We start from the raw sequence: 21,172 nt of genomic DNA, 5'->3' as shown, positions 1-21,172 counted from the left end.
GCCAGGAGGAAAGGCCTTGAAAGACCTACTGAATTTGCTGAAAAACCAGGGTCAAGTCGAAGAGTTCGACGCCATCCGTATCGGATTGGCCTCGCCTGAGATGATCCGCTCGTGGTCGTTCGGTGAAGTTAAAAAGCCGGAAACCATCAACTACCGTACGTTCAAACCTGAGCGTGACGGTCTGTTCTGCGCCAAGATCTTTGGCCCGGTAAAGGATTACGAGTGCCTGTGCGGTAAGTACAAGCGCTTGAAGCACCGTGGTGTGATCTGCGAGAAGTGCGGCGTTGAAGTTGCACTGGCCAAGGTTCGTCGTGAGCGCATGGCGCACATCGAACTGGCTTCGCCAGTTGCCCACATCTGGTTCCTGAAATCGCTGCCGTCCCGTATCGGCCTGCTGATGGACATGACCCTGCGTGATATCGAACGCGTTCTCTACTTCGAGAGCTATGTCGTTATCGACCCGGGCATGACCACTCTTGAAAAAGGTCAGCTGCTGAACGACGAGCAGTACTTCGAAGCGCTGGAAGAGTTCGGTGATGACTTCGACGCCCGCATGGGTGCCGAAGCTGTCCGTGAACTGCTGCACGCTATCGACCTGGAACACGAGATTGGCCGTCTGCGTGAAGAAATTCCGCAAACCAACTCCGAAACCAAGATCAAGAAGCTGTCCAAGCGTCTGAAGTTGATGGAAGCCTTCCAGGGTTCCGGCAACCTGCCAGAGTGGATGGTGCTGACCGTTCTGCCGGTTCTGCCGCCAGATCTGCGTCCACTGGTTCCGCTGGATGGCGGTCGTTTCGCGACTTCCGACCTCAACGATCTGTATCGTCGAGTGATCAACCGTAACAACCGTTTGAAGCGTCTGCTGGATCTGTCCGCTCCGGACATCATCGTGCGCAACGAAAAGCGTATGTTGCAGGAAGCTGTCGATGCACTGCTCGACAACGGTCGTCGTGGCCGCGCTATCACAGGTTCCAACAAGCGTCCTCTGAAATCCCTGGCTGACATGATCAAGGGTAAGCAAGGTCGTTTCCGTCAGAACTTGCTCGGTAAGCGTGTTGACTACTCCGGTCGTTCGGTAATTACCGTAGGCCCGACCCTGCGTCTGCATCAGTGCGGTCTGCCGAAGAAGATGGCTCTCGAGCTGTTCAAGCCGTTCATTTTCGGCAAGCTGGAAATGCGTGGTCTCGCGACCACCATCAAAGCGGCCAAGAAAATGGTCGAGCGCGAACTGCCAGAAGTTTGGGACGTTCTCGCTGAAGTGATTCGCGAACACCCGGTCCTCCTCAACCGTGCACCGACTCTTCACCGTCTGGGTATCCAGGCGTTTGAACCGGTACTGATCGAAGGTAAGGCTATCCAGCTGCACCCTCTGGTCTGCGCCGCGTACAACGCCGACTTCGACGGCGACCAAATGGCCGTACACGTACCGCTGACGCTGGAAGCCCAGCTCGAAGCGCGTGCGTTGATGATGTCGACCAACAACATTCTGTCGCCAGCCAACGGTGAGCCAATCATCGTTCCGTCGCAGGACGTTGTATTGGGTCTGTACTACATGACTCGTGAAGCGATCAACGCCAAGGGCGAAGGTCGTGTGTTTGCGGATCTGCAGGAAGTTGACCGTGTGTTCCGTGCCGGCGAAGCCGCACTGCACGCCAAGATCAAGGTTCGTATCAACGAAACCGTGAACGATCGTGACGGCAACAGCGTGAACAACACCCGTATCGTCGACACCACTGTCGGCCGTGCGCTGCTGTTCCAGGTTGTGCCAAAAGGTCTGTCGTTCGACGTCGTCAACCTGCCGATGAAGAAAAAGGCGATCTCCAAGCTGATCAACCAGTGCTACCGCGTGGTTGGTCTGAAAGAGACCGTGATCTTCGCTGACCAGTTGATGTACACCGGTTTTGCCTATTCGACCATTTCCGGCGTTTCCATCGGTGTTAACGACTTCGTTATCCCGGATGAAAAAGCCCGCATCATCGGTGCTGCCACCGACGAAGTGAAAGAAATCGAGAGCCAGTACGCCTCCGGCCTGGTAACCCAGGGCGAGAAGTACAACAAAGTGATCGACCTTTGGTCGAAAGCGAACGACGAAGTCTCCAAGGCGATGATGGCCAACCTCTCGAAAGAGAAAGTCATCGACCGTCACGGCGACGAAGTCGAGCAAGAATCGTTCAACTCGATGTACATGATGGCCGACTCGGGTGCGCGGGGTTCCGCAGCACAGATTCGTCAGCTGGCCGGTATGCGTGGTCTGATGGCCAAGCCGGACGGTTCCATCATTGAAACGCCGATTACTGCGAACTTCCGTGAAGGTCTGAGCGTACTCCAGTACTTCATCTCGACTCACGGTGCTCGTAAAGGTCTGGCGGATACCGCGTTGAAAACTGCGAACTCCGGTTACCTGACTCGTCGTCTGGTAGACGTGGCGCAGGATCTGGTTGTAACCGAGATCGATTGCGGCACTGAACACGGTCTGCTGATGACTCCGCACATTGAAGGCGGTGACGTTGTAGAGCCGTTGGGTGAGCGCGTATTGGGTCGTGTCATTGCCCGTGACGTATTCAAGCCGGGTACCGAGGACGTCATCGTTCCTGCTGGCACTCTGGTAGACGAGAAGTGGGTCGAGTTCATCGAGCTGAACAGCATCGACGAAGTGATCGTGCGTTCGCCGATCAGCTGCGAAACCCGCTATGGCATTTGCGCCAAGTGCTACGGCCGTGACCTGGCTCGTGGTCACCAGGTGAACATCGGTGAAGCGGTCGGCGTTATCGCTGCCCAGTCCATCGGTGAGCCGGGTACCCAGCTGACGATGCGTACGTTCCACATCGGTGGTGCGGCAAGCCGTACTTCCGCAGCCGACAGCGTTCAGGTGAAGAATGGCGGTACCGTCCGTCTGCACAACCTAAAACACGTTGAGCGTGTGGATGGCAACCTGGTTGCTGTGTCCCGTTCCGGTGAGCTGGCAATCGCTGACGACTTCGGTCGTGAGCGCGAGCGTTACAAGCTGCCGTATGGTGCCGTGATTTCGGTTAAAGAAGGTGACAAGGTCGACGCTGGCGCAATCGTGGCCAAGTGGGATCCGCACACTCACCCGATCGTTACCGAAATGAAAGGTACCGTGACCTACGTGGGCATGGAAGAAGGCATCACGATCAAGCGTCAGACTGACGAATTGACCGGTATGACCAACATTGAAGTACTCGATGCCAAAGACCGTCCGGCTGCCGGCAAGGACATCCGTCCTGCGGTGAAGATGGTTGATGACAACGGCAAGGATCTGTTGCTGCCAGGCACTGACGTTATCGCTCAGTACTTCCTGCCAGCCAACGCCCTGGTCGGTGTTGCGGACGGTGCGAAGATCGCGATCGGTGACGTTATCGCTCGTATCCCGCAAGAAACTTCGAAAACCCGTGACATCACCGGTGGTCTGCCGCGTGTTGCCGACCTGTTCGAAGCTCGTCGTCCGAAAGAAGCGTCGATCCTGGCTGAAGTCAGCGGCACCATCGCGTTCGGTAAAGAGACCAAAGGCAAGCGCCGTCTGGTCATTACCCCGAACGACGGTAGCGATCCGTACGAAGAGCTGATTCCGAAGTGGCGTCACCTGAACGTGTTCGAAGGCGAACAGGTAAACCGCGGCGAAGTTATCTCCGACGGTCCGAGCGATCCGCACGACATCCTGCGTCTGCTGGGTGTGAGCGCGCTGGCCAAGTACATCGTCAACGAGATCCAGGACGTTTACCGTCTGCAAGGCGTGAAGATCAACGACAAGCACATCGAGACCATCCTGCGTCAGATGCTGCGTAAAGTTGAGATCTCCGAGTCCGGCGACTCCAGCTTCATCAAGGGCGACCAGATGGAACTGACTCACGTTCTGGTAGAGAACGAGCGTCTGAACGCGGAAGACAAATTTGTCTCCAAGTTCACCCGCGTTCTGCTGGGTATCACCAAGGCGTCGTTGTCGACCGAATCGTTCATCTCGGCGGCTTCCTTCCAGGAAACCACCCGCGTACTGACCGAAGCGGCCGTAACCGGCAAGCGCGATTACCTGCGCGGCCTGAAAGAAAACGTGGTCGTGGGTCGTCTGATCCCGGCCGGTACCGGTCTGGCTTATCACAGCGAGCGCAAGCGTCGTCGTGATGCAGACAAGCCGTTGCGCGTAAGCGCCAGTGAAGTGGAAGCTGCACTGACCGAAGCGCTGAACTCGAGCGGTAACTGAGTTCTGCGAAAAATGAGCTGAGGCCCTGATCAAGCCGTTCATCGAATCGAGACAATTTGTCGAGGTTCGACGAGCGGGGAGGTCGGGGCCTTGCCTTGACTGGGGACAAGATCCTCTTTAGACTCTTGATCCCCTAAATTTGGCGGGAATTCGTTCCTGCCATTTTGCTTTTCTTGCAAGACAATAGCGTCGCAAGACAACAGTGGAGCTAGTAGATGGCAACTATCAACCAGCTGGTACGTCAGCCGCGTAAGCGTATCGTCGAGAAATCCGACGTGCCTGCGCTGCAGAACTGCCCGCAACGTCGTGGCGTGTGCACCCGTGTGTACACCACTACGCCGAAAAAACCTAACTCGGCACTGCGTAAAGTATGCCGTGTGCGTCTGACCAACGGTTTCGAGGTTTCCTCGTACATCGGTGGTGAAGGCCACAACCTGCAAGAGCACAGCGTGGTACTGATCCGCGGCGGTCGTGTAAAAGACTTGCCAGGTGTTCGTTACCACACCGTTCGCGGCTCCTTGGATACTTCCGGCGTTAAAGGCCGTAACCAGGGTCGTTCGAAGTACGGTACCAAGCGTCCGAAGTAATCGGCCGTTTTGCAGATTTTCATTTTATTGAGTCGATAAGAGTAAGGTCGGGCGCGCATCCACTGGATCTGTCCCGAGCTAACCTGAAGACCGTTTGAGGGCTTATCAATGCCAAGACGTCGCGTAGCAGCAAAGCGTGAGATTCTGGACGATCCGAAATACGGAAGCCAAATCCTCGCCAAATTCATGAACCACGTTATGGAAAGCGGCAAGAAAGCCGTTGCCGAGCGTATCGTTTATGGTGCCCTGGAAACCGTTGCGGCTCGCAAGACCGGCACCGATCCCCTGGAACTCTTCGAAAAAGCACTCGACGCCATCGCTCCGCTGGTCGAAGTGAAGTCGCGCCGCGTTGGTGGTGCTACTTACCAGGTTCCGGTCGAGGTTCGTCCGTCCCGTCGTAACGCTCTGGCAATGCGCTGGTTGGTAGACTTCGCCCGCAAGCGCGGCGAGAAGTCTATGGCTCTGCGCTTGGCTGGCGAGCTGCTGGATGCTGCTGAAGGTAAAGGTGCTGCTGTTAAGAAGCGTGAAGACGTGCACCGTATGGCCGAAGCTAACAAAGCTTTCTCGCACTACCGCTTCTAATTTTAGCTTCACTAATTTTGCGAGGGCTTTATGGCTCGTACTACTCCGATTAGTCGCTACCGTAACATCGGTATCGTCGCACACGTGGATGCTGGTAAAACCACCACCACCGAGCGCGTCCTTTTTTACACTGGCAAAAGTCACAAAATGGGCGAGGTGCATGACGGCGCCGCGACCACAGACTGGATGGTTCAGGAGCAGGAGCGTGGTATTACCATTACTTCTGCTGCCATTACCGCCTTCTGGAAAGGTTCCGAGAAGCAGTACCCACACGAGCATCGCTTCAACGTAATCGATACTCCGGGCCACGTAGACTTCACCATTGAAGTAGAGCGTTCCCTGCGCGTACTCGACGGCGCGGTCGTTGTGTTCTGCGGTACTTCGGGTGTTGAGCCTCAGTCGGAAACCGTATGGCGTCAGGCCAACAAATACGGCGTTCCACGTCTTGTTTATGTAAACAAGATGGACCGTGCTGGTGCCAACTTCCTGCGCGTGATCGGTCAGATCAAACAGCGTCTGGGTCACACTCCGGTGCCGATCCAGCTGGCTATCGGTTCGGAAGATAACTTCCAGGGCCAGATCGACCTGATCAACATGCAAGCTGTCTACTGGAACGACTCTGACAAGGGTATGGTTCCGGTTCGCAAGGAAATCCCTGCGGACATGCTTGAACTGGCTGAAGAATGGCGCAACAACATGGTTGAAGCCGCCGCCGAAGCCAGCGAAGAGCTGATGAACAAGTATCTGGAAGGTGAAGAGCTGTCGATCGCCGAGATCAAGGCTGCTCTGCGTCAGCGTACTATCGCCGGCGAAATCGTTCTGGCTGTTTGCGGTTCTTCGTTCAAGAACAAGGGCGTTCCCCTGGTTCTCGACGCCGTTATCGACTTCCTGCCTGCTCCGACCGACATTCCTGCTATCAAGGGTTCCAACCCTGATAACGAGGAAGAAGAGATGGAGCGTCATGCAAGCGACGACGAGCCGTTCGCGGCCCTGGCGTTCAAGATCGCTACCGACCCATTCGTGGGTACCTTGACCTTCGTCCGCGTTTACTCGGGCGTGTTGAACTCCGGCGACGGCGTGATCAACTCGGTTAAAGGCAAGAAAGAGCGCGTGGGTCGTATGGTGCAAATGCACGCAAACGCCCGTGAAGAGATCAAGGAAGTACGCGCTGGCGACATCGCGGCCCTGATCGGCATGAAGGACGTCACCACTGGTGAAACCCTCTGCAATGCTGACAAGCCAATCATCCTGGTTCGCATGGACTTCCCGGAGCCGGTTATTTCGGTTGCCGTAGAGCCTAAGACCAAGGATGACCAGGAAAAAATGGGTATCGCTCTGGGCAAGCTTGCTCAGGAAGACCCGTCTTTCCGCGTCAAAACTGATGAAGAGACTGGTCAAACGATCATCTCCGGCATGGGCGAGCTGCACTTGGACATCCTGGTTGACCGGATGCGCCGTGAGTTCAACGTCGAAGCCAACATCGGCAAGCCACAGGTTTCGTACCGTGAGCGCATCACGAAGAACTGCGAAATCGAAGGCAAGTTCGTTCGTCAGTCCGGCGGTCGTGGCCAGTTCGGTCATTGCTGGATTCGCTTTGCTCCTGCTGACGAAGGTCAGGAAGGTCTGCAATTCCTGAACGAAGTAGTGGGTGGTGTGGTTCCTAAGGAATACATCCCGGCTATCCAGAAGGGTATCGAAGAGCAGATGAAGAACGGCGTTGTTGCCGGCTATCCGCTGATCGGCCTGAAGGCTACCGTGTTCGATGGTTCTTACCACGACGTCGACTCCAACGAGATGGCGTTTAAAGTGGCTGCTTCCATGGCGACCAAGCAACTGGCCCAGAAGGGCGGTGGTGAGTTGCTTGAGCCGATCATGGCGGTAGAGGTTGTTACGCCTGAAGACTATATGGGTGATGTGATGGGCGACCTTAACCGTCGTCGCGGCATGATCCAGGGTATGGAAGACACAGTGTCCGGCAAGGTTATCCGTGCCGAAGTTCCACTGGGTGAGATGTTCGGTTATGCGACCGACGTTCGTTCCATGTCTCAGGGTCGCGCAAGCTACTCTATGGAATTCAAAAAATACGATACGGCTCCGTCGCACATCGTCGAATCCGTTACCAAAAAACAAGGCTGATTCAGCCCCTTTAGGCTAGGAGTTAATTGTCGTGGCTAAAGAAAAATTTGATCGTTCCCTACCGCACGTAAACGTTGGCACCATCGGCCACGTTGACCACGGTAAAACCACTCTGACCGCTGCTCTGACTCGCGTCTGCTCCGAAGTTTTCGGTTCGGCCGTAGTTGAATTCGACAAGATCGACAGCGCTCCAGAAGAAAAAGCTCGCGGTATCACCATCAACACCGCGCACGTTGAGTACAACTCGAACATTCGTCACTACGCTCACGTTGACTGCCCAGGTCACGCTGACTACGTGAAGAACATGATCACTGGTGCTGCGCAGATGGACGGCGCTATCCTGGTTTGCTCGGCCGCTGATGGTCCGATGCCACAAACCCGTGAGCACATCCTGCTGTCCCGTCAGGTAGGCGTTCCGTACATCGTGGTTTTCCTGAACAAGGCTGACCTGGTAGACGACGCTGAGCTGCTGGAACTGGTTGAGATGGAAGTTCGCGACCTGCTGTCCACTTACGACTTCCCAGGCGACGACACTCCGATCATCATCGGTTCGGCTCGTATGGCGCTGGAAGGCAAAGACGACAACGAAATGGGCACCACCGCTGTCAAGAAGCTGGTGGAAACTCTGGACAGCTACATCCCAGAGCCAGAGCGTGCTATCGACAAGCCTTTCCTGATGCCAATCGAAGACGTGTTCTCGATCTCGGGTCGCGGTACTGTTGTGACCGGTCGTATCGAGCGCGGTATCGTTCGCGTTCAAGACGCCCTGGAAATCGTTGGTCTGCGTGACACCACCACCACCACCTGCACTGGTGTTGAGATGTTCCGCAAGCTGCTGGACGAAGGTCGTGCTGGCGAGAACTGCGGCGTTCTGCTGCGTGGCACCAAGCGTGACGACGTTGAGCGTGGTCAGGTTCTGGTTAAGCCGGGTTCGGTTAAGCCGCACACCAAGTTCACCGCAGAAGTTTACGTTCTGAGCAAGGAAGAAGGCGGCCGTCACACTCCGTTCTTCAAAGGCTACCGTCCACAGTTCTACTTCCGTACTACTGACGTGACCGGTAACTGCGAGCTGCCAGAAGGCGTTGAAATGGTAATGCCAGGTGACAACATTCAGATGACTGTTACCCTGATCAAAACCATCGCGATGGAAGACGGTCTGCGTTTCGCAATCCGTGAAGGCGGCCGTACCGTTGGTGCTGGTGTCGTAGCTAAAATCATCGAGTGATCTCTTTATTGAGTCAGCTTTGATGAGTTGAAAAAGCCCCCGCTTAGCGGGGGCTTTTTTATTGGGTTGACACCTATCTGGGGCGTCTATAGAATTGCGCCTCCTTTTAACGGGCGTATTGCGCCCGGTGGGAATAGCAGCCGGAGTCTGAAATCCAATGCAAAATCAGCAAATCCGTATCAGGTTGAAGGCTTTTGACCATCGCCTGATCGACCAATCAACCCAGGAAATCGTGGAAACCGCGAAACGTACTGGTGCTCAAGTGCGTGGTCCAATTCCACTGCCTACCCGTAAAGAGCGGTTCACCGTTCTGGTTTCCCCGCACGTCAACAAAGACGCGCGTGACCAGTACGAGATCCGCACTCATAAGCGCGTTCTGGACATCGTCCAGCCAACGGATAAAACCGTTGATGCACTTATGAAGCTTGATCTTGCGGCCGGTGTGGAAGTGCAGATCAGCCTCGGCTAAGACTCGGTCTTGGTCGTGTAACGCTCTGAAATGGGCGGCCATAGCGGGTGAAAGCCCCGTACACTCATGAGGTTTACAACATGACTATTGGTGTAGTCGGTCGTAAAGCGGGTATGACCCGTATTTTCACCGAAGAAGGTGTCTCCATTCCGGTCACGGTCATTGAGATCGAGCCGAATCGCGTCACCCAGTTCAAAACTGAAGAAACCGATGGCTATCGTGCAGTGCAAGTCACTGTCGGCGAGCGTCGTGCTTCCCGTGTAACAGCTGCTCAGGCTGGCCACTTCGCCAAAGCGAACGTTGCCGCTGGTCGTACCGTAATGGAATTCCGCCTTGAAGAAGGCGAGTACCAGGCCGGCGATCTGATCAACGCTGAAATCTTCGCTGCTGGTCAACTGGTTGATGTAACCGGTCAGTCCAAAGGTAAAGGCTTCCAGGGTACGATCAAGCGTTGGAATTTCCGCGGGCAAGATAACACCCACGGTAACTCCGTATCCCACCGCGTCCCAGGCTCTATCGGCCAGTGCCAGACTCCTGGTCGTGTATTCAAGGGCAAAAAAATGTCCGGTCATATGGGCGCTGAGCGCGTGACCGTGCAGTCCCTGGAAGTAGTGCGCGTGGACGCTGAACGCAATCTGTTGCTGGTCAAGGGTGCTGTTCCTGGCGCTACTGGCGGCAACCTGGTTGTACGTCCAGCAGCCAAGGCTCGCGGTTAAGGGGAAGCTGACATGCAATTAAATGTAAATGACGCTCAAGCGATCGAAGTTTCCGAACTGACATTTGGCGGCGAATTCAACGAGACGCTGGTTCACCAAGCAGTCGTGGCCTACATGGCCGGCGGCCGTCAAGGTAGCAAGCAGCAAAAGACCCGTTCCGACGTTCGTGGTGGCGGTAAGCGCCCATGGCGTCAGAAAGGTACTGGCCGTGCTCGTGCCGGTACTATCCGTAGCCCAATCTGGCGCGGCGGCGGCACCACTTTCGCAGCTCGTCCACAGGATCACTCGCAGAAGCTGAACAAGAAGATGTATCGCGCAGCAATGCGTTCCATCCTTGCTGAGCTGGTGCGTACTGATCGTCTGGTCGTGGTTCAGGATTTCGCAGTTGAAACTCCGAAAACCAAAGACCTGCTGGGCAAACTGAACAACATGAGCCTGACCGACGTTCTGATCGTGTCGGACGCTGTTGATCAGAACCTGTACCTGGCTGCTCGCAACCTGCCACACGTAGATGTACGTGACGTGCAAGGTTCCGATCCAGTTAGTCTGATCGCATACGACAAGGTGTTGATCACCGTGTCGGCCGTGAAGAAATTCGAGGAGCTGCTGGGATGAACCAGGAACGCGTATTTAAAGTTCTGCTTGGCCCGCACGTTTCCGAGAAGGCTACGGTTCTGGCAGACAAGAAAGGCCAGTTCGTTTTCAAGGTTGCTACTGACGCAACCAAGCTGGAAATCAAGAAGGCCGTCGAAAGCCTGTTCAGCGTGAAAGTTGAGCGTGTTACTACCCTGAACGTTCTGGGTAAGAGCAAGCGCACCGCTCGCGGTCTGGGCAAGCGTAATGACTGGAAGAAGGCAGTTATCTCCCTTCAGCCAGGCCAAGATCTCGATTTCAGCAGCAGTGCTGAGTAAGGAAGGGGTGCATCATGGCAATCGTTAAATGCAAACCGACTTCCCCTGGCCGCCGTTTTGTGGTCAAGGTGGTCAACCAGGAGCTGCATAAAGGCGCTCCTCACGCACCGCTGCTCGAGAAAAAATCGAAGACTGGTGGTCGTAACAACAATGGCCGTATTACCACTCGTCACATCGGTGGTGGTCATAAGCAGCATTACCGTATGGTCGATTTCCGTCGCAACGACAAAGATGGCATCGTCGCCACTGTTGAGCGTATCGAATACGATCCAAACCGTACTGCTCACATCGCACTGCTCTGCTACGCAGACGGCGAGCGCCGCTACATCATCGCCCCTAAAGGCGTGAGTGCTGGCGACACGCTGATCGCAGGTGCCCTGGCTCCAATCAAGCCAGGTAACGCTCTGCAACTGCGCAACATTCCAGTCGGTTCTACCGTACACGGCATCGAACTGAAGCCAGGTAAAGGCGCACAGATCGCTCGTTCCGCTGGTGCTTCGGCTCAGCTGATCGCTCGTGAAGGCGTTTACGTGACCCTGCGTCTGCGTTCCGGTGAAATGCGTAAAGTATTGGCTGAGTGCCGTGCGACCCTGGGCGAAGTCTCGAACTCCGAGCACAGCCTGCGTTCGCTGGGTAAAGCTGGTGCCAAGCGCTGGCGTGGCGTTCGCCCAACCGTTCGTGGTGTTGCCATGAACCCGGTTGACCACCCACATGGTGGTGGTGAAGGTCGTACCTCTGGTGGTCGTCATCCGGTATCGCCATGGGGCTTCCCGACTAAGGGCGCGAAGACTCGTGGTAATAAGCGTACCGACAAAATGATCGTCCGTCGTCGCAAGTAAATAGAGGGATACGACAGTGCCACGTTCTCTGAAAAAAGGTCCTTTTATTGATCTTCACCTACTGAAGAAGATCGAAGTGGCGGCGGAAAAGAACGATCGCAAACCAATTAAGACTTGGTCGCGTCGTTCGATGATCCTGCCACAAATGGTCGGTTTGACCATCGCTGTACACAACGGTCGTCAGCACGTCCCAGTTCTCGTAAACGAAGACATGGTCGGCCACAAACTGGGCGAGTTCGCCGGTACCCGCACTTATCGCGGGCACGTGGCAGACAAGAAAGCCAAGCGTTAAGGGGTAAGGAAATGGAAGTAGCCGCTAAGTTGTCGGGCGCTCGAATCTCCGCCCAGAAAGCCCGCTTGGTCGCCGACCAGATCCGCGGGAAGAAGGTGGGCGAAGCGCTCAACCTGTTGGCTTTCAGCAGTAAGAAAGCCGCCGAGATCATGAAAAAAGTGCTGGAGTCGGCCGTAGCCAACGCCGAGCATAACGAAGGCGCAGACGTTGATGACCTGAAGGTCAGCACCGTTTTCGTCAACGAAGGGCGTTCGCTGAAGCGCATCATGCCACGTGCCAAAGGCCGTGCTGATCGCATCGTCAAGCGGTCTTGCCATATCACTGTCAAGGTTGCTGACAAGTAACGGAGTCGAAGAGATGGGTCAGAAAGTACATCCCATTGGCATTCGCCTGGGAATCGTCAAGGAGCACACCTCCGTCTGGTACGCAGACGGTCGGACTTATGCGGACTACTTGTTCGCTGATCTGAAGGTGCGTGAATACCTCCAAGACAAACTAAAAAGCGCGTCCGTAAGCCGTATCGATATCCATCGTCCGGCCCAAACTGCACGCATCACCATCCACACCGCTCGTCCAGGTATCGTTATCGGGAAGAAAGGTGAAGATGTTGAGAAACTGCGTCAGGACCTGACCAAGCAAATGGGTGTGCCTGTGCACATCAATATCGAAGAGATCCGCAAGCCGGAGCTTGACGGTATGCTGGTTGCGCAGAGCGTAGCTCAGCAGCTGGAGCGTCGTGTAATGTTCCGTCGCGCCATGAAGCGCGCTGTACAGAACGCCATGCGCATTGGTGCCAAAGGCATCAAAATCCAAGTGAGCGGTCGTCTCGGCGGTGCTGAAATCGCACGTACTGAATGGTATCGCGAAGGTCGTGTGCCACTGCACACCCTGCGTGCCGACATCGACTATGCCAACTACGAAGCTCACACCACTTACGGTGTGATCGGTGTAAAGGTTTGGATCTTCAAAGGCGAAGTAATTGGTGGTCGCCAAGAAGAGCTGAAGCCACAAGCACCAGCGCCTCGTAAAAAAGCTGCTAAGTAAGGGGTACGCCAAATGTTGCAACCTAAGCGTACGAAGTTCCGCAAGCAGATGACCGGCCACAACCGTGGTCTGGCACTGCGCGGTAGCAAAGTCAGCTTCGGCGAGTTCGCGCTGAAGTCTGTAGCTCGTGGTCGTCTCACCGCTCGTCAGATCGAGTCAGCGCGTCGTGCTCTGACCCGTCACGTAAAACGTGGCGGCAAGATCTGGATCCGTGTATTCCCGGACAAGCCGATCTCCAAGAAGCCTCTCGAGGTTCGTATGGGTAAAGGTAAGGGTAACGTGGAGTACTGGGTTGCCCAGATTCAGCCAGGCAAAGTCCTGTATGAAATCGAGGGTGTTTCTGAAGAGCTGGCGCGTGAGGCTTTCGCCCTGGCTGCTGCAAAGCTGCCGCTCGCCACCTCCTTTGTTAAACGGACGGTGATGTGATGAAAGCGAATGAACTTCGTGAAAAATCCGCACAGCAGCTGAACGAGCAACTGCTCGGCTTGCTGCGCGACCAGTTCAATCTGCGCATGCAGAAAGCAACTGGCCAGTTGGGGCAGTCTCATCTGCTCTCGCAAGTTAAGCGTGACATCGCTCGCGTGAAGACTGTGCTCAACCAGCAGGCAGGTAAGTGATCATGGCTGAAGCCGAAAAAACTGTCCGTACGCTGACTGGCCGTGTTGTCAGCGACAAGATGGACAAAACCATCACCGTTCTGATCGAGCGTCGCGTTAAGCACCCGATCTACGGTAAATACGTTAAGCGTTCGACTAAGCTGCACGCGCACGACGAAACCAATCAGTGCCACATCGGCGACAAAGTCACTATTCGTGAAACTCGTCCGATGGCCAAGACCAAGTCTTGGGCGCTGGTTGATGTTCTCGAACGCGCTGTGGAAGTCTAAGGGCTAGGGGTCGGAGAAATTATATGATTCAGACTCAATCCATGCTCGATGTGGCCGATAACAGCGGCGCTCGCCGCGTTATGTGCATCAAGGTGCTGGGTGGCTCCCATCGTCGTTACGCTGGTATCGGTGACATCATCAAAGTTACCGTGAAGGAAGCAATTCCTCGCGGTAAGGTGAAAAAAGGCCAAGTGATGACTGCTGTTGTAGTCCGCACTCGTCACGGCGTACGTCGTGCTGATGGCTCCATTATCCGCTTTGATGGCAACGCTGCTGTTCTTCTGAACAACAAGCAAGAGCCGATCGGCACCCGTATCTTTGGGCCAGTGACCCGTGAACTTCGTACTGAGAAGTTCATGAAGATCGTCTCGCTCGCCCCAGAAGTGCTGTAAGGAGATCCGACATGCAAAAGATTCGTCGTGACGACGAGATCATCGTGATCGCCGGCAAAGACAAAGGTAAGCGCGGTAAGGTGCTGAAGGTTCTTGCTGACAACCGTCTGGTTGTTGGTGGTCTGAACCTGGTCAAGCGTCATACCAAGCCTAACCCGATGTCGGGCGTACAGGGCGGTATCGTCGAGAAAGAAGCGCCACTGCACGCTTCCAACGTCGCCATCTTCAACGGCGAAACCAACAAGGCTGACCGCGTTGGTTTCAAAGTAGAAGACGGTAAGAAAATTCGTGTCTTCAAGTCGACCCAAAAAGCGGTTGATGCTTGAACACTGCTAGGTAGAAGACCATGGCACGACTAAAAGAGATTTACCGGAAGGAAATCGCTCCGAAACTTAAGGAAGAACTTAAGCTTTCGAACGTGATGGAAGTTCCGCGCGTTACCAAAATCACCCTGAACATGGGTCTGGGCGAAGCGATCGGCGACAAAAAAGTCATCGAGCACGCTGTTGCTGACCTGGAAAAGATCACCGGCCAGAAAGTCGTTGTGACCTACGCTCGCAAATCCATCGCTGGCTTTAAAGTCCGTGAAGGTTGGCCGATCGGCGTCAAAGTGACCCTGCGCCGTGAGCGTATGTACGAGTTCCTGGATCGTCTGCTGTCGATCTCCCTGCCTCGGGTTCGCGACTTCCGCGGCCTGAATGCCAAGTCCTTCGATGGTCGTGGCAACTACAGCATGGGCGTGAAAGAGCAGATCATTTTCCCGGAAATCGACTACGACAAGATCGATGCTCTCCGCGGTCTGGACATTACCCTGACCACCACTGCCAAGAACGATGATGAAGGCCGCGCTCTGCTGCGTGCTTTCAAATTCCCGTTCCGCAACTGATTGGAGTAGGAAAATGGCCAAGAAGAGCATGAAAAACCGTGAGCTGAAGCGTCAGCTCACCGTTGCCAAGTACGCCGTCAAGCGTGCAGCGCTGAAAGCTATCATCGTTGATCTGAACGCAAGTCCAGAAGCGCGTTGGGAAGCTACCGTAGCTCTGCAGAAGCAACCACGTGACGCAAGCGCTTCGCGCATGCGTAACCGTTGCCGTCTGACCGGTCGTCCGCACGGCGTTTACCGCAAGTTCGGCCTCGGCCGTAACAAATTGCGTGAAGCGGCAATGCGTGGTGACGTACCAGGTCTGGTTAAAGCCAGCTGGTAATTGCTGTCAAAGCCTTGATGGTCGGGGTCGCAAGAACCTGACCATCGGTGGCTTTGAACTTGAATCAAGCCCCTTTTGGGGCTTGATTCATTTCTGGGGTATGTCTAGAATGACCGGCTCGCCTGAGCCCGTGTTTTTTATGCCCGGAATTTCTCGGCGACAAGTAGTAGCCGCAAGGCTAATTTTTCTGTATTAGGAGCGTCTAGCCCATGAGTATGCAGGACCCGTTAGCGGACATGCTAACTCGAATCCGTAATGCCCAGATGGCTGAAAAGTCCGTCGTAAGCATGCCGTCTTCCACGTTGAAGGTGGCTGTAGCAAAAGTCCTGAAGGACGAAGGTTACATCGCGGGTTATCAGATCAGCAGCGAAACCAAACCACTGCTGTCCATCGAGCTGAAATACTTCGAAGGCCGTCCGGTCATCGAGGAAGTGAAGCGCGTTAGCCGTCCAGGCCTGCGTCAGTACAAGTCCGTCGAAGAACTGCCAAAAGTACGTGGCGGTCTCGGTGTGTCTATCGTCTCCACCAACAAAGGTGTGATGACTGATCGTGCTGCGCGCGCTGCCGGTGTCGGCGGCGAAGTTCTTTGCACTGTGTTCTAAGGGGGGATAAGCATGTCTCGCGTCGCTAAGAACCCCGTTAAGCTGCCAGCCGGTGTCGAAGTAAAATTCGCAGGCCAACAGCTTTCGGTGAAGGGTGCCAAGGGTACTCTTGAACTGAACGTCCATTCGTCCGTTGAAGTCGTTGAAGAAGCCGGTGAGCTGCGTTTTGCTGCTCGCAATGGCGATCAACAGACTCGCGCAATGGCCGGTACCACTCGTGCGTTGGTAAACAACATGGTCCAGGGCGTAAGCCAAGGCTTCGAGCGTAAGCTCCAGCTGGTCGGTGTTGGTTACAAAGCGCAAGCAAAAGGTCAGGTGCTGAACCTGGCTCTTGGCTTCTCGCACCCAGTGGATTACGAACTGCCGGAAGGCATCACCGCTGAGACTCCTAGCCAGACCGATATCCTGATCAAGGGCATCGACAAGCAGCTGGTAGGTCAAGTGGCCGCCGAGATCCGCGACTTCCGTCCACCAGAGCCGTACAAAGGCAAAGGTGTGCGCTACGCGGACGAAGTCGTCCGTCGTAAAGAAGCCAAGAAGAAGTAGGGCATAGCAAATGACCGACAAAAAAGTTACTCGACTGCGTCGCGCTCGCAAAGCACGCCTGAAAATGCACGAACTCGAAGTCGTGCGTCTCTGCGTGTTCCGCTCTTCGCAGCACATCTACGCCCAGGTCATTTCGGCCGACGGCAACAAAGTCCTGGCAAGCGCCTCGACTTTGGATAAAGAACTGCGTGATGGCGCCACTGGCAACATCGACGCGGCCACTAAGGTTGGCCAGCTGGTCGCTACGCGTGCTAAGGCCGCTGGCGTCTCGCAGGTGGCTTTCGACCGCTCTGGCTTCAAGTACCACGGCCGCGTTAAAGCGCTGGCTGATGCTGCTCGTGAAGCTGGGCTGGAGTTCTAAGTTATGTCAAATAACGACCAAAAGCGCGACGAAGGCTACATCGAGAAGCTGGTTCAAGTTAACCGCGTAGCCAAAACCGTTAAAGGCGGCCGTATCTTCACTTTCACCGCGTTGACCGTGGTTGGTGATGGTAAAGGGCGTGTTGGCTTCGGCCGTGGCAAGTCGCGTGAAGTGCCTGCTGCGATCCAGAAGGCAATGGAAGCTGCTCGCCGCAACATGATCCAGGTTGATCTGAACGGCACCACTCTGCAGTACGCAATGAAGTCCGCCCATGGCGCTTCGAAGGTGTACATGCAGCCTGCTTCTGAAGGTACCGGTATCATCGCTGGCGGCGCTATGCGTGCTGTCCTCGAAGTTGCTGGCGTTCAGAACGTTCTGGCCAAGTGCTACGGCTCGACTAACCCTGTAAACGTGGTTCACGCCACTTTCAAGGGTCTGAAGGCTATGCAGTCTCCTGAATCCATTGCAGCCAAACGTGGCCTGCGTGTTGAGGAGATCAAGTAATCATGGCTACCGTTAAAGTTACGCTGATCAAAAGCATGACCGGCCGCATCCCTAACCACAAACTGTGCGTTAAGGGTCTGGGTCTGCGTCGCATCGGTCACACTGTAGAAGTCCAGGATACTCCCGAGAATCGCGGGATGATCAACAAGGCTTACTACATGCTGCGTGTCGAGGGTTAATCGATGAAACTCAATGATCTGAGTCCAGCGCCGGGTTCCCGTCGCGAAAAGCATCGTCCGGGCCGTGGTATCGGTAGTGGTTTGGGTAAGACTGGTGGCCGTGGTCACAAAGGTCAGACTTCCCGCTCCGGTGGCACCATTGCTCCAGGCTTTGAAGGCGGTCAACAGCCGCTGCATCGTCGCCTGCCGAAGTTCGGTTTCGTTTCCCTGAAAGCCATGGACCGCGCAGAAGTGCGTCTGTCCGAGCTGGCTAAAGTGGAAGGCGACATCGTCACCGTGCAGTCCCTGAAAGATGCCAACGTGATCAACGTCAACGTACAGCGTGTGAAAATCATGCTGTCCGGTGAAGTGACTCGCGCTGTCACTATCGGCAAGGGAATCGGCGCCACCAAAGGTGCGCGTGCGGCTATCGAAGCAGCTGGCGGCAAGTTCGAGGAATAAATGGCTAAGCAAGGTGCTCTCTCTGCGCTCGGCAAAGGCGGTATGTCTGAACTCTGGGCTCGTCTGCGTTTTCTGTTCCTGGCGATTATCGTCTACCGAATAGGCGCACACATCCCGGTTCCAGGTATCAACCCGGACCGACTCGCAGACCTGTTTCGACAGAATGAGGGGACCATTCTTAGCTTGTTCAACATGTTTTCCGGCGGCGCGCTGGAGCGGATGAGCATCTTTGCACTGGGGATCATGCCGTACATTTCGGCATCGATCATCATGCAGTTGATGACCGCCGTCAGCCCGCAGCTGGAGCAGTTGAAGAAGGAAGGTGAAGCTGGCCGTCGCAAGATCAGCCAGTACACCCGCTACGGCACCGTCGTCCTCGCTCTCGTTCAGGCCATTGGCATGTCCATTGGTCTGGCGGGGCAGGGCGTTGCGTTCACTGGTGACTTTGGCTTCCATTTCGTCGCGGTCTCCACGTTTGTGGCTGGCGCGATGTTCATGATGTGGCTGGGTGAGCAGATTACTGAGCGTGGTGTAGGCAACGGTATCTCGATGTTGATTTTTTCGGGTATCGTCGCCGGTCTTCCGAGAGCAATCGGGCAGTCTTTCGAGTCTGCGCGTCAGGGCGATATCAACATCTTCGCTTTGGTTGCCATCGGTTTGCTGGCAGTAGCGATTATCGGTTTCGTGGTGTTCATTGAGCGTGGTCAGCGTCGTATCGCTGTTCACTACGCCAAGCGTCAGCAGGGCCGCAAGGTTTTTGCTGCGCAGACAAGCCACTTGCCGCTGAAGGTGAACATGGCCGGTGTTATTCCGGCTATTTTCGCGAGCAGCATTTTGCTGTTCCCGGCTTCGTTGGGTGCCTGGTTTGGTCAGTCTGAAGGTATGGGCTGGTTGCAGGACATCTCGCAGTCGATCGCTCCTGGTCAGCCGTTGAATATTCTGCTGTTTAGTGCAGGGATTATTTTCTTCTGCTTCTTCTATACGGCGTTGATGTTCAATCCGAAAGACGTAGCGGAAAACCTGAAGAAGTCCGGTGCCTTTATTCCGGGCATCCGTCCAGGTGAGCAGTCCGCACGCTATATTGATGGCGTTTTGACTCGCTTGACCATGTTCGGTGCTCTTTACATGACGGCCGTGTGCTTGTTGCCCCAGTTCCTGGTGGTTGCAGCAAACGTTCCGTTCTACCTTGGCGGGACCTCGTTGCTGATCGTGGTCGTGGTTGTGATGGACTTCATGTCCCAAGTACAATCGCACCTCGTTTCGCACCAGTACGAATCCCTGATGAAGAAAGCCAACCTGAAGGGTTACGGCAGCGGCATGTTGCGCTGAGTACCCATAAGGTTCGAGGAGTTGGTGATGAAAGTTCGTGCATCGGTGAAAAAGCTGTGCCGTAACTGCAAGATTATTCGCCGCGAAGGTGTTGTTCGAGTAATTTGCAGCGCGGAACCGCGTCACAAACAGCGCCAAGGCTGAGTGTGATTGTGCTTCAAGCCCGGTAGCTAGTGCGCTACCGGGTTGATTATTTGTTATTACAGCGATATTATCTCGCGCCCTATTTCTTGGCTTCCGGGGCGTAGGTAGCTGTCAATTGGAGTCCCACTGAATGGCCCGTATTGCAGGCGTTAACATTCCAGATAACAAGCATACTGTTATCTCGCTGACCTACATCTATGGTGTTGGTCGCACTACTGCACAGAAGATCTGTGCAGAGACTGGGGTAAACCCAGCCGCAAAGATCAAGGATCTGAGCGACGAGCAGATTGAACAGCTGCGTGGCGAAGTGGCGAAGTTCACCACTGAAGGTGACCTGCGTCGCGAAATCAACATGAAAATCAAGCGCTTGATGGACCTCGGTTGCTATCGCGGTCTGCGTCATCGTCGTGGTCTGCCAGTACGCGGTCAGCGTACCAAGACCAACGCGCGTACCCGTAAAGGTCCGCGTAAGCCGATCCGCAAGTAATCGCCCCAGCGAATCGACAGGAATTTAATCATGGCAAAACCTGCTGCTCGTCCTCGTAAAAAAGTTAAAAAGACAGTGGTTGATGGCATCGCCCACATCCATGCTTCTTTTAACAACACCATCGTGACCATCACCGACCGTCAAGGTAACGCTCTTTCCTGGGCTACCTCCGGTGGTTCGGGTTTCCGCGGTTCCCGCAAGTCCACCCCGTTCGCTGCTCAAGTAGCTGCTGAGCGTGCTGGTCAAGCTGCGCTGGAATACGGCCTGAAAAACCTCGACGTGAACGTCAAGGGTCCAGGTCCAGGTCGTGAATCCGCAGTCCGCGCTTTGAACGGCTGTGGCTACAAGATCGCCAGCATCACCGACGTGACGCCAATCCCGCACAACGGGTGCCGTCCGCCGAAGAAGCGCCGCGTGTAATCCAGGAGATTGTAAAGAATGGCTCGTTACATTGGTCCAAAATGCAAACTCGCTCGTCGCGAAGGCACCGATCTCTTCCTGAAGAGCGGCGTGCGCGCGATCGAATCGAAGTGCAACATTGAAGCAGCACCTGGTATCCACGGCCAACGCCGCGGTCGCCAGTCCGACTACGGCACCCAACTGCGTGAAAAGCAGAAGGTCCGTCGTATCTACGGCGTTCTCGAGCGTCAGTTCAGCGGCTACTACAAAGAAGCTGCTGGCAAGAAAGGTGCAACTGGTGAAAACCTGCTGCAACTGCTCGAATGCCGTCTGGACAACGTTGTATACCGTATGGGCTTTGGTTCGACTCGTGCCGAATCCCGTCAGCTGGTATCGCACAAGTCGATCAGCGTTAACGGTCAGACCGTAAACGTTCCGTCCTACCAGGTTCGTGCTGGTGACGTGGTTGCTGTTCGCGAGAAAGCAAAAAACCAACTTCGCATTGTCCAAGCTCTCGATCTGTGTGCCCAACGTGGCCGCGTAGAATGGGTAGAAGTAGACACTGAGAAGAAGTCGGGCGTTTTCAAGAACGTTCCTGCTCGCAGTGATCTGTCCGCCGACATCAACGAAAGCCTGATTGTCGAGCTCTACTCCAAGTAAGGGCTAGAAAATAGGTGCAT

Annotated in this window: 31 protein-coding genes; all 31 read left to right on the top strand. The window is 55.1% G+C overall.

What is annotated here, in order from left to right:
* Nucleotides 1-16: 16 nt before the first annotated feature.
* The 31 genes from rpoC to rpsD all read left to right on the top strand — a co-directional run bounded on the left by rpoC (nucleotide 17) and on the right by rpsD (nucleotide 21,152).
* Nucleotides 17-4,216: a DNA-directed RNA polymerase subunit beta' gene (rpoC, locus tag L6D82_RS10270; protein WP_007957594.1), complete on the top strand. Its 4,200-nt coding sequence runs from the start codon at nucleotides 17-19 to the stop codon at nucleotides 4,214-4,216.
* Nucleotides 4,217-4,431: 215 nt separating this feature from the next.
* Nucleotides 4,432-4,803, top strand: coding sequence for a 30S ribosomal protein S12 (gene rpsL / locus L6D82_RS10265; protein WP_003186084.1), 372 nt, complete (start codon nucleotides 4,432-4,434; stop codon nucleotides 4,801-4,803).
* Nucleotides 4,804-4,911: 108 nt separating this feature from the next.
* Entirely contained in the window at nucleotides 4,912-5,385 is a 474-nt protein-coding gene (gene rpsG / locus L6D82_RS10260) for a 30S ribosomal protein S7 (protein WP_007957592.1), read from the top strand.
* 30 nt (nucleotides 5,386-5,415) lie between these two features.
* Nucleotides 5,416-7,521: an elongation factor G gene (gene fusA, locus L6D82_RS10255; RefSeq protein WP_011336173.1), complete on the top strand. Its 2,106-nt coding sequence runs from the start codon at nucleotides 5,416-5,418 to the stop codon at nucleotides 7,519-7,521.
* A gap of 31 nt (nucleotides 7,522-7,552) precedes the next feature.
* On the top strand, nucleotides 7,553-8,746 hold the full coding sequence (gene tuf / locus L6D82_RS10250; protein WP_010220303.1) for an elongation factor Tu: 1,194 nt from the start codon (nucleotides 7,553-7,555) through the stop codon (nucleotides 8,744-8,746).
* A gap of 157 nt (nucleotides 8,747-8,903) precedes the next feature.
* Nucleotides 8,904-9,215: a 30S ribosomal protein S10 gene (rpsJ, locus tag L6D82_RS10245; protein ID WP_003186070.1), complete on the top strand. Its 312-nt coding sequence runs from the start codon at nucleotides 8,904-8,906 to the stop codon at nucleotides 9,213-9,215.
* 80 nt (nucleotides 9,216-9,295) lie between these two features.
* A complete protein-coding gene (gene rplC, locus L6D82_RS10240; protein WP_007955641.1) occupies nucleotides 9,296-9,931 on the top strand; it encodes a 50S ribosomal protein L3 in 636 nt (211 codons plus the stop codon).
* Between the two features lie 12 nt (nucleotides 9,932-9,943).
* Nucleotides 9,944-10,546: a 50S ribosomal protein L4 gene (rplD, locus tag L6D82_RS10235; protein ID WP_003228735.1), complete on the top strand. Its 603-nt coding sequence runs from the start codon at nucleotides 9,944-9,946 to the stop codon at nucleotides 10,544-10,546.
* Nucleotides 10,543-10,842 (top strand): 50S ribosomal protein L23, encoded by a 300-nt coding sequence (rplW, locus tag L6D82_RS10230; RefSeq protein ID WP_002555488.1) that lies wholly within the window; start codon nucleotides 10,543-10,545, stop codon nucleotides 10,840-10,842. Before rplD ends, rplW begins: the two co-directional genes overlap by 4 nt.
* Nucleotides 10,843-10,856: 14 nt before the next feature.
* The gene (rplB, locus tag L6D82_RS10225) at nucleotides 10,857-11,681 is read left to right on the top strand and encodes a 50S ribosomal protein L2 (RefSeq protein ID WP_008018194.1); all 825 of its coding nucleotides are present in this window, start codon (nucleotides 10,857-10,859) and stop codon (nucleotides 11,679-11,681) included.
* Between the two features lie 16 nt (nucleotides 11,682-11,697).
* Nucleotides 11,698-11,973 carry a 30S ribosomal protein S19 gene (rpsS, locus tag L6D82_RS10220; RefSeq protein WP_003228731.1) on the top strand — a complete coding sequence of 92 codons (276 nt, stop codon included), beginning with the start codon at nucleotides 11,698-11,700 and terminating at the stop codon, nucleotides 11,971-11,973.
* Between the two features lie 11 nt (nucleotides 11,974-11,984).
* Complete coding sequence (rplV, locus tag L6D82_RS10215; RefSeq protein ID WP_003103908.1) at nucleotides 11,985-12,317, top strand: 50S ribosomal protein L22; 333 nt, start codon at nucleotides 11,985-11,987, stop codon at nucleotides 12,315-12,317.
* Between the two features lie 13 nt (nucleotides 12,318-12,330).
* Entirely contained in the window at nucleotides 12,331-13,017 is a 687-nt protein-coding gene (gene rpsC, locus L6D82_RS10210) for a 30S ribosomal protein S3 (protein ID WP_003176422.1), read from the top strand.
* A 12-nt stretch (nucleotides 13,018-13,029) separates the two neighbouring features.
* Nucleotides 13,030-13,443, top strand: a complete 414-nt coding sequence (gene rplP, locus L6D82_RS10205; protein ID WP_003228729.1) for a 50S ribosomal protein L16 — start codon at nucleotides 13,030-13,032, stop codon at nucleotides 13,441-13,443.
* Nucleotides 13,443-13,634, top strand: a complete 192-nt coding sequence (rpmC, locus tag L6D82_RS10200; protein WP_002555481.1) for a 50S ribosomal protein L29 — start codon at nucleotides 13,443-13,445, stop codon at nucleotides 13,632-13,634. The genes rplP and rpmC overlap by 1 nt, the downstream gene beginning before the upstream one ends.
* 2 nt (nucleotides 13,635-13,636) lie before the next feature.
* Entirely contained in the window at nucleotides 13,637-13,903 is a 267-nt protein-coding gene (rpsQ, locus tag L6D82_RS10195) for a 30S ribosomal protein S17 (RefSeq protein ID WP_003194644.1), read from the top strand.
* Between the two features lie 23 nt (nucleotides 13,904-13,926).
* A complete protein-coding gene (gene rplN, locus L6D82_RS10190; protein WP_002555479.1) occupies nucleotides 13,927-14,295 on the top strand; it encodes a 50S ribosomal protein L14 in 369 nt (122 codons plus the stop codon).
* A gap of 11 nt (nucleotides 14,296-14,306) precedes the next feature.
* A complete protein-coding gene (gene rplX / locus L6D82_RS10185; protein WP_003186046.1) occupies nucleotides 14,307-14,621 on the top strand; it encodes a 50S ribosomal protein L24 in 315 nt (104 codons plus the stop codon).
* Nucleotides 14,622-14,641: 20 nt separating this feature from the next.
* Entirely contained in the window at nucleotides 14,642-15,181 is a 540-nt protein-coding gene (gene rplE / locus L6D82_RS10180; protein ID WP_003210069.1) for a 50S ribosomal protein L5, read from the top strand.
* Nucleotides 15,182-15,194: 13 nt separating this feature from the next.
* Nucleotides 15,195-15,500: a 30S ribosomal protein S14 gene (gene rpsN, locus L6D82_RS10175; RefSeq protein ID WP_007955639.1), complete on the top strand. Its 306-nt coding sequence runs from the start codon at nucleotides 15,195-15,197 to the stop codon at nucleotides 15,498-15,500.
* 209 nt (nucleotides 15,501-15,709) lie between these two features.
* Entirely contained in the window at nucleotides 15,710-16,102 is a 393-nt protein-coding gene (rpsH, locus tag L6D82_RS10170) for a 30S ribosomal protein S8 (RefSeq protein ID WP_011336171.1), read from the top strand.
* 12 nt (nucleotides 16,103-16,114) lie between these two features.
* Entirely contained in the window at nucleotides 16,115-16,648 is a 534-nt protein-coding gene (rplF, locus tag L6D82_RS10165; RefSeq protein WP_011336170.1) for a 50S ribosomal protein L6, read from the top strand.
* A 10-nt stretch (nucleotides 16,649-16,658) separates the two neighbouring features.
* Entirely contained in the window at nucleotides 16,659-17,009 is a 351-nt protein-coding gene (rplR, locus tag L6D82_RS10160) for a 50S ribosomal protein L18 (RefSeq protein WP_003186037.1), read from the top strand.
* A 3-nt stretch (nucleotides 17,010-17,012) separates the two neighbouring features.
* The gene (gene rpsE / locus L6D82_RS10155) at nucleotides 17,013-17,513 is read left to right on the top strand and encodes a 30S ribosomal protein S5 (RefSeq protein WP_007955637.1); all 501 of its coding nucleotides are present in this window, start codon (nucleotides 17,013-17,015) and stop codon (nucleotides 17,511-17,513) included.
* 2 nt (nucleotides 17,514-17,515) lie between these two features.
* Nucleotides 17,516-17,692 (top strand): 50S ribosomal protein L30, encoded by a 177-nt coding sequence (gene rpmD / locus L6D82_RS10150; protein ID WP_003176408.1) that lies wholly within the window; start codon nucleotides 17,516-17,518, stop codon nucleotides 17,690-17,692.
* Between the two features lie 3 nt (nucleotides 17,693-17,695).
* A complete protein-coding gene (gene rplO / locus L6D82_RS10145; protein ID WP_003228720.1) occupies nucleotides 17,696-18,133 on the top strand; it encodes a 50S ribosomal protein L15 in 438 nt (145 codons plus the stop codon).
* Entirely contained in the window at nucleotides 18,134-19,462 is a 1,329-nt protein-coding gene (secY, locus tag L6D82_RS10140) for a preprotein translocase subunit SecY (RefSeq protein ID WP_003228718.1), read from the top strand.
* A 27-nt stretch (nucleotides 19,463-19,489) separates the two neighbouring features.
* The gene (gene rpmJ / locus L6D82_RS10135) at nucleotides 19,490-19,606 is read left to right on the top strand and encodes a 50S ribosomal protein L36 (protein WP_002555468.1); all 117 of its coding nucleotides are present in this window, start codon (nucleotides 19,490-19,492) and stop codon (nucleotides 19,604-19,606) included.
* Between the two features lie 130 nt (nucleotides 19,607-19,736).
* A complete protein-coding gene (gene rpsM, locus L6D82_RS10130; protein ID WP_009045849.1) occupies nucleotides 19,737-20,093 on the top strand; it encodes a 30S ribosomal protein S13 in 357 nt (118 codons plus the stop codon).
* Nucleotides 20,094-20,123: 30 nt separating this feature from the next.
* Nucleotides 20,124-20,513 carry a 30S ribosomal protein S11 gene (gene rpsK / locus L6D82_RS10125; RefSeq protein ID WP_002555466.1) on the top strand — a complete coding sequence of 130 codons (390 nt, stop codon included), beginning with the start codon at nucleotides 20,124-20,126 and terminating at the stop codon, nucleotides 20,511-20,513.
* A gap of 18 nt (nucleotides 20,514-20,531) precedes the next feature.
* Nucleotides 20,532-21,152 (top strand): 30S ribosomal protein S4, encoded by a 621-nt coding sequence (rpsD, locus tag L6D82_RS10120; RefSeq protein ID WP_003176404.1) that lies wholly within the window; start codon nucleotides 20,532-20,534, stop codon nucleotides 21,150-21,152.
* Nucleotides 21,153-21,172: the final 20 nt, after the last annotated feature.

Source organism: Pseudomonas paraglycinae (assembly GCF_021601625.1).
GTDB lineage: Bacteria > Pseudomonadota > Gammaproteobacteria > Pseudomonadales > Pseudomonadaceae > Aquipseudomonas > Aquipseudomonas paraglycinae.
This window is presented reverse-complemented; position numbering and strand designations above follow the sequence as displayed.